The sequence below is a fragment of the Gemmatimonadota bacterium genome (assembly GCA_026706845.1).
Lineage (GTDB): Bacteria > Latescibacterota > UBA2968 > UBA2968 > UBA2968 > VXRD01.
Genome location: JAPOXY010000076.1, coordinates 1 through 11829, shown reverse-complemented (window position 1 = coordinate 11829; position 11829 = coordinate 1). Strand labels below are relative to the sequence as shown.

The following is an 11829-nucleotide window of genomic DNA, read 5'->3' as shown; positions in this document are numbered from 1 at the left end:
CTTTAGATACAGCGACGTACATGTGATACTTCATACTGGAATCCTTTCTGTTGGATTGTTGGGCAAACACACTGCCTGTTAACATGACAAAGAGAACAAAAAAAATTGTTTTCATGGCCACACTCCTGAAAAGTGGTCGTTATTTGTCCCAATATAGCATTGGATGAAACGGATAGAAAGCAGAAAGGAACACCTGCTACAGAGAGGTTCTCGACGGGCTTGACATTGCGTCAAGAGCAAAGTTTATTGCTCGGTTGAAATCCCCTCACACCTTCCTCAGGAGAAAATATGAGCAAAAAACCCAACATCCTCTTCTTTTTCACCGATGACCAGCGATTTGACACCATTCGCGCGCTGGGCAATACAGATGTGCAAACACCCGTGCTGGATCGCCTCGTGGCGCAAGGCACGACCTTTACACACGCGCACATACCCGGCGGAACATCGGGCGCAATATGCATGCCCAGCCGCGCTATGTTGCACACGGGACGCACGCTCTTTCACCTCGACGGCGCAGGCCAGGGCATTCCCAACGACCACGTAATGCTGGGCGAACATCTGCAAGCCAACGGCTATCGCACATGGGGCACGGGCAAATGGCACAATGGATCCGCTTCTTTTGCGCGCAGCTTTTCAGACGGCGCAGAGATCTTTTTCGGGGGCATGGACGACCACTGGAACGTGCCCGCATTTAATCATGACCCCACCGGCAAATACGACGCCGTACTCCTGCAATGCCCGAACCCCAACCAATCAAGCGCCTTGAAAATACGAAGAGGCGACCACGTAACCGCGGGCAAACACTCCAGTGAATTATTTGCCGAGGGTGCAATAGATTGGCTGGAAAAATACGACTCCGACAACCCATTCTTTATGTACATCTCATTCATGGCCCCCCATGACCCGCGCACAATGCCGCAAAAATATCTCGATATGTACGACCCCGAAGACACCCCACTTCCCGAGAACTTTATGGGCGGGCATCCATTTGACAATGGCGACCTGAAAGTGCGCGATGAAGTCCTCGAAGATTTTCCCCGCGACCCCTACAAAGTGCGGCAACACATTGCCGAATACTACGCCATGATCACCCACTTAGACGCTCAGATGGGGCGCGTACTCGACACAATAAGCGCGCGCGGAATGGCGGATAACACCATCGTCGTCTTTGCCGGAGATAATGGCCTCGCAGTGGGGCAACACGGACTTTTCGGCAAACAAAACATGTACGAACACAGCGTGCGCGTACCCCTGATATTTTCCGGACCGGGCGTACCTGCGGGGCAAAAACGATCCGCCTATGTGTATTTGCACGATATATTCCCAACCCTGTGCGACTTAATCGGCACCAACACACCGGACTCCGTGGAAGGCACCAGTCTGGTATCCGCACTCAACAACGGCGATGAACAGGTGCGCGACACCCTGTTCTCTGCATATCGCGAGTGGCAGCGCATGGTAAAAGACAATCGTTTTAAGCTCATCGAATACGCGGTAAATGGACGCCGCACAACGCAGCTATTCGATCTGGAAAACGACCCACTGGAGCTACACAATCTCGCAGACGACAAAGCGCACGCCAGCAAAGTAGCCGACCTGCGAGAAACCCTGTACCAATGGCGCGACGACTGGGACGATGCAAAAAGCGAATGGGGAAAAACATTTTGGGAAGCGTTTTAAAAAGGAGACGACCATGGATGCTTCATGTCTATCGCATAGCCTGACAGAAGAAGAGCGATTGCAGTTTGACCGCGATGGGTATCTTATTGTCGAAAATGCCCTCGACCCCGATCACGCCGCGCGCCTGTGCGCCGTGATCGATCGCATAGATGCCGAAATGCGTCCCAAACAAGGCATAGATAAACTCGGGCGCTTGAGCGTCAGAGACTTCATCGGCCTCGACTGGGAATTTGTCGAACTGGTAGATTGGCCCAGGACTATCGCAAAAGTGTGGGATATCTTGAGCTGGAACTTGCAAATCTATCACTCGCACCTCAACGTCACCCCCCCGGTATCAAACGGAAGTAGTGGAAAGAATCTGCGCTGGCATCAAGACAGTGCCCTGCTCAATCAGGAATTAGAAACAGACCCCCGCCCCCGCATCTCAATCAAAGTAGCATACTTTTTAACGGACTGCAGCGAAGATGGCCGGGGCAACTTTTACATTATACCAGGCAGCCATTTGATCAACGACTACGACTTTCCCAACGGCGACCGCACATCCGAACCCAAAGATGCAATACCCGTGCTCGTCAAACCGGGAACAGCCGTATTTTTTGACCGCAGACTCTGGCACTCGGTAAGCGCAAATTACTGGACAGAAGCGCGTCGGGCACTCTTTTACGGATATAGCTATCGCTGGTTCCGTCCCCGCGATGACGTAACGATGGATCACTGGTGGGACCGATTGGATCCCATCCGCAAACAATTATTTGGCAACGCGCCAACCGGCGGATATGGATTCACCTCTCCCACTGACGAAGACGTACCCCTGCGCGGATGGCTATCTGAACACCTGGGCGAAGAAGCCATAGCATAGCATGAGACAATCATTATGGAATGGGAACCCATTTTTCACGACTTTACATTCGGCGAATCCGAACGCCGAAAAATGGACCGCGACGGACATATCGCTTTCCCGGGACTGTTAAAAGACGATGCGCGAGAAAAGTTGACAGAATCCCTGTCCTATATCGAATCACTCAGACCACAGGCTAAAGAAGGCCATGAACCCAATCGGTTCGCCGCTGAATTTGACTGGTATCTCGAAAGCTTGATCGGACATCCCCAAATGCTCAGACTGGCGCGAGATATTCTGGGCGAAAATATTCGGTACGATCACTGCGTCAGCCTGAACCGCCCCGGGGGCAACCGCGGAACACACTGGCATACACATGGGTATGGGGAAGAAGACCCCAGCCTGGGATTTATTCGCATCTTCTTTTACGTCAACGGATTTGAACCCGACGACGGCGGATTAAAAGTCGTACCCGGCAGCCATCTGTTCCGCGAAAAAATCGGGCGTATTGACTCAGACAAAGCATTGCAAGAACAATGGCTCAGCGGAAAAACCCATCCAATGACGGGTGAACCCCTCCAGATACACGCGCCCTCTATGCCACCTGGAACCGTAATCGCCATGTGGACATTTGCCGCTCACGGCGTAAACCCGCGACAGCCGGGCAGTGACACGCGGTGGTGCGTGGTATATGCCTATCGCAATCCCGGCCTGCCGTCAAATGCGCGGTGGATATCTGAAGAATACGAAAAACGCCGGGTCCCCGGCGCCGAAGGCTTATTGAGTCTCTATTAAACAGAAAGGAAAAACATGAACATCTTATTCCTGCGGCATTCAGCGGGATTTGAACACAGCTATTTGCCCGACGCAGAAGTGGCTCTGAAAGCAATCGGAAAAGAGAATGGCTGGCGGGTCTTAACCACGCATCGGTTGGATCGCATTTCCGCTGAGAATTTGGAAAAATTTGACATCCTCGCATTTGCGACAACTGGAAACCTGCCCTTTACCGACGAACAAAAATCCGCGATCCTGGACTTTGTCCGCAACGGCAAATCATTCTTCGGCATACACAACGCAACCGACACGTGCTATGACTGGCCCGAATACGGCGAAATGCTCGGCGGATGGTTCAACGGTCACCCCTGGCACCACGAAGTGGGGATCATTGTCGAAGACACCAATCACCCCGCAACAAAAATGCTGGGCGACTATTTTCGGGTAACTGATGAAATCTACACATTCAAAAATTACGACCGCAACAAGACACATGTCTTAATGCGGATCGACAACGAAACCGTAGATCTGGAAAAAGGCAACCGCGAAGATAACGACTACGCCATGGGCTGGTGCCACGAATACGGCAAAGGCCGCGTCATGTACACCGCCCTGGGACACCCCGATGCCCTGTGGCACGAAGACTGGTTCCACGCGCACATCACGGGATGTATCAAATGGGCTGCAAGATTGGAGAATTAAAATGCCAAAATTTGTATTCATGCCGCCGCAGGACGACCTCAAGCGCGCATTCGCCACCCGCCTGTCGGACGAACTCCCCGAATACGACGTCCTATCGCCCGAAACCGACGCCGACGCCATAGAGGCAATACGCGATGCCGACGCCGCATTCGGCTGGATACCGCCCGATGCCCTCGCCATCGCTAAAAAACTCGCCTGGCTGCACAATCCAGACGCGGGACCCTTCTTCGGATACTACTACAGGGAACTGACCGAACACCTGTTAACCATCACAAATCCCCGCGGCATATACTTCGACCACATATCCCACCACATCCTGATGTTCCTGCTCGCACTCGCACGCGGGCTGCCGTGGTACATGGACGCACAGCGGCGCAGAGAATGGGACAAAAGCGCGCGCAAATCCCCGTACATAGACCTCGCTGGCGCAACAGCCCTCATCAACGGTGTCGGCGGCATTGGACACGAGACAGCCCGCCTGTGCAACGAACTGGGAATGACCGTCATCGGCATCGAACCTCGGCCCGAATACGAACTGCCCTACGTCGAATTCCACACCCCGGACAAAATTGACACACTCCTGCCACGCGCGGACTTCGTCATCACAACCGTCCCACACACACCCGAAACCGAAGGCATGTTCGACGCGCGACGCTTCACCCTGATGAAACCTTCCGCGTACTTCATCAACATCGGCCGCGGCAAAGTGTGCAAAATAGACGACCTCGCCAACGCCATCGAATCCGGCACAATAGCCGGTGCCGGACTGGACGTATTCGAACAAGAGCCACTGCCCTCCGACCACAAGCTGTGGGGCCTGCCCAACGTGCTGATGACCCCACACATCGCCGTCAGAGACGCCGGCAACATAAACGAGCGCCGCTACGAAATACTCATCGACAACGCCCGCCGCTTCCTCGCGGGTGAAGAACTGACCAATGTCGTGGATAAATCAAAGTGGTACTAGCCTATCCCAACCCCTTGAGATGTGTGCGCGCGCGGTACAAATACCCATCGATAGCCGTGACATAGAGCGACTGCAAATCTTCATCGCCAAACTCACAATTGGTCGGATTGATAGGAAAAGGATGTGCTTCGAGTATCTCTCCGTCGGGCGCAAAAACGTAAATCATCGGACCGGGACCACCATCGGGCCAACCTGCACTCGCGACAATATTGAGATTGGAATCCAGCCTCATACCGTCTATACCCCGATCAGCACCAAAATCGTGGAGCACCTCACAAGCACCCAGTGATCCATCTCCCTCAATCGGATACGCGCGCAATTCCCGGGCAGTCTCGGGCAAATAATCGCTCTGCGCCACATACAGGGTCTTCATATCCGGCGTAACAATCAGACCATTGGGCTTTGTCGTATCAAAAGTCACCCGCACAGTTGTGTACGAACCATCGGCCTGGGGATCAGCCCGATACACCGACTCGTGACCGATATCCATACATGACTTATCATCGCCATATCTCGGATCCGTGAACCAGACCCGGCCCTTTGCATCCACCACGAGATCATTGGGACTGTTAAAGCGGTTCCCCTCAAAATTGTCGGAAATCACAGTCGTCGAACCATCGCTCTCATACCGCGCAATGCGACGCCCGGGACCATCCACAAATCTGTCACCACTCGGATCAAACGTACCCTCCGCGCCATAGACCCGACCCTCTGCATCAGTAGTCAGACCATTTGCCCGATTCGTACCCGTGCGCCACTCGTCGCAAACACCCGTCCTGTGATCGTAGCGCATCGCGCGATCCCCCGGCATATCTGTAAACAACAGCGCATCGCCCACCCACACCGGACCCTCGGTAAAACCAAACGGACCCGCCACCTGTTCAAAATTCCATTCCATAAGGCTCTCCTTTGCTTCACATAAAATTACGCGATCTCGTCTCCAACATACGCGATTGCCAACACGAAGGGAAGTGAGAAACGATGTACAACTGGTCGCAGTTCAGACCAGTTCACTGTGAGGTGAGAAGTGTGAAGTGAAAGGCTCTCGTCATCGCGGCATGATGTTGAGCCGCGATCCACATGGTTTTAACCGCTAAATCACAATATGAAGGGTGGCGCAATCTCGCATGATTCAGTACATTGATGCAGACCTACTTTGCAATATTGACCACCCTATATAAACAATGAAAATCGAAAAACCACCATACACAATCACGCCGGACATTCTCTTTCGCATTGAAGAAATCGGTGAAGCGATTGGCCGCGCGACGGGCATCTCGCAGGACTTGCGCCTGCGACGCATCAATCGCATCCTCACGATTCGCGGATCTCTCGCCATTGAAGGCAATATCCTCAGCGAAGAACAAGTCTCCACAATACTCGACGGCAAGCCCGTTATTGCGCCACTCAGAGACATACAGGAAGCCCGCAACGCCATCAAAGCCTACGACCAATACCAGCAGTGGAACCCCGCCAGCGAAGCCGACCTGTTGCGTGCTCACGAAATCCTGATGATCGGTCTATTAGATGCACCCGGACAATATCGCCGCAGAGACATTGGCGTTATGGGCGGAGGTGAAGTCCATCACATAGGCCCGCCCCCCGGGCGCGTACCGCAACTCATGGCAAACTTGCTGGCATGGCTGGGTAGCACCGATGAACACCCGCTAATCGCCAGTTCGGTCTTTCATTACGAATTTGAGTTCATTCACCCCTTTGAAGATGGCAACGGACGGATGGGACAGCTCTGGCAAACCCTGATACTGACCCGCTGGAAACCCCTATTCGCCCACATCCCCGTAGAAAGTCTGGTCCATGCCCGACAAAGCGACTACTACAAAGCCATCAGACAGAGTTCGTCAGAAGGCGAAAGCACGCCATTCATTGCGTTCATGCTGGAAATTATTCCCGAGGCGATGAAGTTGGCGACATCAATTAAGAGGAACTTTGAGGAATTGAGACATGAGCAAGACATCTGAAAAACTCGCACCACTGGTGCGAGAAATAGATTGGTCGCATAATCTGATTGTCATGGAGCAGTGTGAAGATGATCTGGAGCGCGAGTTTTACATCCGCATGACCAGCAAATTCGGTTGGTGAGTGGAGAGATTTTAGGATGAAACAGAACCAGCAAAATGATAAATCAAAGCCGAGAATAATTACATTAAAACAATTCCTTCGCCATTTCGGAGAACAACGGAATCGAAAGTTTTGCTTTATTTTAGGGGCTGGTGCATCCAAAAGTTCCGGCATTCCCACCGGCACAGAATTAGCATCTCAATGGCTTAACGAGATCAAAGAAGACCTGGACAAAGGTCATTTTGAATCATGGCTCAGAGAGGAGGGTATAAATAAAAATGCGCCCGCCAGTTTTTATCACCAAATTTTTGCCAAACGCTTCGAGATAGACCATCAGGCAGGCTATGATTTTTTTGAGGAGATTATGGAGAAAGCAGAACCGAGCTGTGGTTATTCATTCCTGGCAGAGATCCTGGCACAAGGAAAGCACGACATTGTTATCACAACCAATTTTGACAGCTTAACCGAAGATGCGCTTTTCATTTATACATCAAAAAAGCCGTTAGTAATTGGACATGCGGATTTGGCCGGTTTTATCAACATCCAGCTACAACGGCCACAGGTTATCAAGGTTCACCACGACCTCTTTTTTTCCCCGCAAAACACGGAGGATGAAACAGGGCATATTGATGAAAAGCTGGAACGTGGCTTGCAGGATATTTTTCAATCTTATATCCCAATCGTGATTGGCTATGGCGGGAACGATGGCGGTTTTATGGATGTTTTAAAAAGAGTTTTGTACAAGCACAAGGGTATATACTGGTGTTTTACTGGGAAAGAACATCCAAAAGGTAAAATCGAAAAATTAGTTGTTGATAAACAAGGCTGTTTTATACCTATTAAGGATTTTGATGAACTGATGGTACTACTCGGTGAAAAAATTGGGATAGGTTTGCCAGATGAAAAAATTGAGCGGATTGCTGAAGAACGAGTGAAGAGATATAGAAAGCAGATGAAAGAGGTTTACATTAAAAACAAAGAAGGATCGGATTTGTTACCCGATGCGCTGGACAAAATACTCAAACTCGAAAAGCTTGGGGAACCTAATTGGTTGACCTATGGATTTCTGGCATCAAAAGAAACTGATCCAGAAAAAATAGAATCTGTTTATAAAGAGGGACTGGAGAAATGCCCAGATAGTTATGAACTAATGAATGATTACGCCATTTTCCTTGAAAATACCAAAAAAGACTACGCACGGGCAGAGAAGTATTACCAGAAAGCCCTTGCATTAGACCCTGATGATGCAACCATCAACCGAAATTACGCTGAGTTGCTTACATATTATAGAAAAGATTACGTACAGGCAGAAGAGTATTACCAGAAAGCCCTCGCATTAGATCCGGATGACGCGGACATCAATAGCCATTACGCCATTTTCCTTCAAGATTTTAAAAAAGATTACGCACAGGCAGAGAAATATCACCAAAAGGCTCTTAAGTTAGACCCGGATAATGCAACCATCAATAGCGATTACGCCATTTTTCTTACAAATCCTAAAAAAGATTACGCACAGGCAGAGAAATATCACCAAAAAGCTCTTAAGTTAGACCCTGATGATGCAACCATCAACCGAAATTACGCTGAGTTGCTTACATATTATAGAAAAGATTACGTACAGGCAGAAGAGTATTACCAGAAAGCCCTCGCATTAGATCCGGATGACGCGGACATCAATAGCCATTACGCCATTTTCCTTCAAGATTTTAAAAAAGATTACGCACAGGCAGAGAAATATCACCAAAAGTCCCTTGCGTTAGATTCGGATGATGCAACCATCAATCGATGTTACGCCCTGTTTCTTGCATTTGTCAAAAGGGATTATGCACAGGCTGAAGAGTATTACCGGAAATCTCTTAAGTTGGATCCGGATGATGCGGATATCAATAGCCATTACGCCATTTTCCTTCAAGACATTAAAAGAGATTATGCACAGGCACAGGTGTATCACAAAAAAGCTCTTGAGTTGGATCCGGATGATGCATATATCAACAGCGATTACGCCCTGTTTCTTGCACTTATTAAAAGAGATTATGCACAGGCACAGGTGTATCACGAAAAAGCTCTTGCATTAGATCCTGATGATGCAGACATCAACAGCGATTACACCATTTTCCTCCAAGATATTAAAAATAATAAAAGAGATTACACACAGGCACAGGTGTATCACGAAAAAGCTCTTGAGTTAAAACCGAATGATGCAAACATCAACGGCAATTATGCCTTGTTTTTGTTACAACAAGGATATTTTGAGCAAGCAAAAACTTTTATTGATCAAGCGTTTTTGCTTCATCCACTTAAAAATCTTGAGTTGGAATTATGGTTTTATCGCTACGCCTGTTTTTATCAGGATTATCCCGAAAGCAAGAGTAAGGTTGAGAGTCTGTTGCAGGATGGGATTCGATCACCAGGATGGCCTCTTGAAGGCTTGCTGGAGATAGTCAAAAAAATTGTGCAACACCCTGAATATGATCAAGTGGCTGAATTTGCCAGGCAAATATCCGAAGTGTGAACAGAAAGGTGTGAAATCAGATTTCCCAGATATGAACGAAAAAACACTCTCCAACATAACCGCCCTCGGCGAAGGCTTTACCACAGAGTTCAAGCGTTCCATGTCCTCTAACCTGGGTCGTGAAATCTGTGCCTTTGCGAACGCGACCGGTGGCGTCATTTTGATCGGTGTAACAGACGACGGCGAAATCGTTGGCGTTGCGAACCACAACAAGCTGAAGTCGCAAGTCCAGTCCATCGCGCGATCAGCGGATCCGCCGATAGCAGTGGAAACGGAATCTGTCAATGACGTGCTCTGCATCACAGTACCAGAGCAGCATGGTAAGCCCTATTCCTTTGGCGGCAAGTATTACATCCGCGAAGGCGCGAGTTCGCAACAAATGTCACGCGATGAAATCCGCGAATTCTTTTTTAAGGAAGGACTCATTCGATTCGACAAAACACCCTGCCGTAACTTCAAAATAGATAAAGACCTGACGCCAGAAGCCTGGGCGCAGTTCGCCAAGCGGGCGCATATTCCCGAAGGCATGGACCCAATCGTGGCATTGGAAAACCTGCACTTGCTTGAAAAAGGGGTCATGACCCATGCGGGCGCGTGGCTATTAGCGGAAGATATCACACGCTACACATTGACAGCGGGTGTGACCTGTGCAGTTCTTCGCGGCGTAACCAATACGCATATCATCGACCTCAAAAACTTCACAGGCGATATATGCGCCATCTACAACGACTGTATAGCCTACATGCAGGCGAAGCTGAACACGGCATTAATTCCCCATGCTCGCGGACGGGATGAACGGCTCGAACTACCAGAAGACGCACTCCGCGAGGCAATGGTCAACGCCATCGCGCATCGAGACTATCGATCCACCGCTAAAGTGCAGGTACACATATTCTATGATCGGCTGGAAATTGTCACACCGGGCGGGTTGCCGGCGGGAATGCGGGAGGAAGATTTGGGAATCAAAAGCGTGCCGCGAAATCCCCTTCTGTTCGGAATGTTTCACCGCATGGGAATGGTAGAGCAGATCGGCAGCGGCATCCGGCGCATCCGACAGGAGTGCCGTGACTACGGGGTAGAAGAACCCGTGATCGAGGTCTCGGATAACTGGGTAGTCACAACATTCAAGCGACAGGTTGAACATGGTGGGCAGATACCCCCGCATGTCACCGAACAAGTGCCCTACAGATACCCGACAATTCCAGAGCAAATCAAGGCTAAGCCAGAGTCACAGCCAGAGTCACAGCCAGAGTCACGACAAGGAAGCCTTGAGCAGAGAGTTTTGTCACTTCTTCTACAGGCTCCCATGGCAAAATCGTCCATCTCAACCGGCCTGGGTCAAAAAACCGTGTCAGGACAGCTCAACAAAGTGATTCGCGCGTTGAGAAAAGCCGGATTGATCAAATACACGATTCCAGAAAAACCGGGAAGCCGGTTGCAGAAGTACCAAATTACGGAAAACGGCAGAAACAGATTGGCTGAATTGGCAAATTGATGCATTTGTCAACGGAGAGTGTTGATCTATTCAGTAAGCGTATATGTCATCGTTAGAATGCTCGATAGATACGCTTTCACAACCTGCGAATGTGTATTCGGCTATGAAGGCATTAGGAATTGACGAGACCATTAACAATGCCACTGCGCCAATTGCGGAGGTGATCGGTCAGTTTGTCTTTTTTAAAATTTCCGTGGCTGACGCGGAGTTGCCATTGGTGGTGTTGTGGCTTGTCGCTGGCGCAGTATTTTTTACTTTTTACACCGGCTTCATTGGTATCCGCGGCTTCAAGCATGCCCTCCAACTGGTGCGCGGCGACTACACCGACCCCAACAGCAAAGGCGAAGTCTCCCACCTTCAGGCACTGGCCACAGCAGTGGCGGGAACTGTCGGCATCGGCAACATCGGTGGCGTCGCAGTAGCGGTAACCGTTGGCGGACCAGGGGCGACATTTTGGCTAATTGTGGCGGGCTTTTTGGGCATGTCCACGAAGTTCATTGAATGCACGCTGGGCGTCAAATACCGCAATGAAAACCCGGACCATTCGGTGTCGGGCGGCCCGATGTACTACCTCAGAAAAGGATTTTCAGCCCGCGGCATGGACAGCTTTGGCAAACTGATCGGCGGCTTTTACGCAATGGGGATTGCAATAGGCGCACTGGGCATAGGCAACATGTTTCAATCCAATCAGGCGTATGTGCAACTCAACCACATGACCGGCGGAATGCTGGACGGACTGGGCTGGCTGGTCGGTATTATTTTGGGCGCAGTGGATGTGTACC

10 protein-coding genes and 1 pseudogene are annotated in these 11829 nt (G+C 50.2%); 10 read left to right on the top strand and 1 reads right to left on the bottom strand.

Annotated elements, in window-relative coordinates; translation table 11 throughout:
* Positions 1–288: 288 nt before the first annotated feature.
* The 5 genes from OXG87_07530 to OXG87_07510 are packed head-to-tail and all read left to right on the top strand — an operon-like array spanning position 289 to position 4961.
* On the top strand, positions 289–1680 hold the full coding sequence (locus OXG87_07530) for a sulfatase-like hydrolase/transferase (protein MCY3869393.1): 1392 nt from the start codon (positions 289–291) through the stop codon (positions 1678–1680).
* Between the two features lie 13 nt (positions 1681–1693).
* Entirely contained in the window at positions 1694–2539 is an 846-nt protein-coding gene (locus OXG87_07525; GenBank protein MCY3869392.1) for a phytanoyl-CoA dioxygenase family protein, read from the top strand.
* Between the two features lie 15 nt (positions 2540–2554).
* A complete protein-coding gene (locus OXG87_07520; protein ID MCY3869391.1) occupies positions 2555–3313 on the top strand; it encodes a hypothetical protein in 759 nt (252 codons plus the stop codon).
* A 15-nt stretch (positions 3314–3328) separates the two neighbouring features.
* Positions 3329–3994 carry a ThuA domain-containing protein gene (locus OXG87_07515; protein MCY3869390.1) on the top strand — a complete coding sequence of 222 codons (666 nt, stop codon included), beginning with the start codon at positions 3329–3331 and terminating at the stop codon, positions 3992–3994.
* 1 nt (position 3995) lies between these two features.
* On the top strand, positions 3996–4961 hold the full coding sequence (locus tag OXG87_07510) for a D-2-hydroxyacid dehydrogenase (protein MCY3869389.1): 966 nt from the start codon (positions 3996–3998) through the stop codon (positions 4959–4961).
* 1 nt (position 4962) lies between these two features.
* Here the strand turns inward: OXG87_07510 and OXG87_07505 are convergent, their stop codons facing one another.
* A complete protein-coding gene (locus OXG87_07505; GenBank protein ID MCY3869388.1) occupies positions 4963–5859 on the bottom strand; it encodes an SMP-30/gluconolactonase/LRE family protein in 897 nt (298 codons plus the stop codon).
* Between the two features lie 286 nt (positions 5860–6145).
* Here OXG87_07505 and OXG87_07500 point away from each other — a divergent pair, with 286 nt between their 5' ends.
* From OXG87_07500 to OXG87_07480, 5 genes and pseudogenes are all read left to right on the top strand, one after another.
* On the top strand, positions 6146–6940 hold the full coding sequence (locus OXG87_07500) for a Fic family protein (GenBank protein ID MCY3869387.1): 795 nt from the start codon (positions 6146–6148) through the stop codon (positions 6938–6940).
* A pseudogene (locus OXG87_07495) lies at positions 6936–7058 on the top strand (DUF1016 N-terminal domain-containing protein). Before OXG87_07500 ends, OXG87_07495 begins: the two are co-directional and overlap by 5 nt.
* Before the next feature lie 19 nt (positions 7059–7077).
* Positions 7078–9552, top strand: coding sequence for a tetratricopeptide repeat protein (locus OXG87_07490; protein ID MCY3869386.1), 2475 nt, complete (start codon positions 7078–7080; stop codon positions 9550–9552).
* A 31-nt stretch (positions 9553–9583) separates the two neighbouring features.
* Positions 9584–11047 carry a putative DNA binding domain-containing protein gene (locus OXG87_07485; GenBank protein MCY3869385.1) on the top strand — a complete coding sequence of 488 codons (1464 nt, stop codon included), beginning with the start codon at positions 9584–9586 and terminating at the stop codon, positions 11045–11047.
* A 43-nt stretch (positions 11048–11090) separates the two neighbouring features.
* Positions 11091–11829, top strand: a 739-nt coding sequence (locus OXG87_07480) for an alanine:cation symporter family protein (protein ID MCY3869384.1), incomplete at its 3' end; no start/stop codon positions are given.

What these genes read in the sequence shown, in the direction of transcription:
- OXG87_07530 (MCY3869393.1), top strand. Translation starts at nt 289, where the DNA reads ATGAGCAAAAAACCCAACATCCTCTTCTTTTTCACCGATGACCAGCGA.
- OXG87_07525 (MCY3869392.1), top strand. Translation starts at nt 1,694, where the DNA reads ATGGATGCTTCATGTCTATCGCATAGCCTGACAGAAGAAGAGCGATTG.
- OXG87_07520 (MCY3869391.1), top strand. Translation starts at nt 2,555, where the DNA reads ATGGAATGGGAACCCATTTTTCACGACTTTACATTCGGCGAATCCGAA.
- OXG87_07515 (MCY3869390.1), top strand. Translation starts at nt 3,329, where the DNA reads ATGAACATCTTATTCCTGCGGCATTCAGCGGGATTTGAACACAGCTAT.
- OXG87_07510 (MCY3869389.1), top strand. Translation starts at nt 3,996, where the DNA reads ATGCCAAAATTTGTATTCATGCCGCCGCAGGACGACCTCAAGCGCGCA.
- OXG87_07505 (MCY3869388.1), bottom strand. Translation starts at nt 5,859, where the DNA reads ATGGAATGGAATTTTGAACAGGTGGCGGGTCCGTTTGGTTTTACCGAG.
- OXG87_07500 (MCY3869387.1), top strand. Translation starts at nt 6,146, where the DNA reads ATGAAAATCGAAAAACCACCATACACAATCACGCCGGACATTCTCTTT.
- OXG87_07490 (MCY3869386.1), top strand. Translation starts at nt 7,078, where the DNA reads ATGAAACAGAACCAGCAAAATGATAAATCAAAGCCGAGAATAATTACA.
- OXG87_07485 (MCY3869385.1), top strand. Translation starts at nt 9,584, where the DNA reads ATGAACGAAAAAACACTCTCCAACATAACCGCCCTCGGCGAAGGCTTT.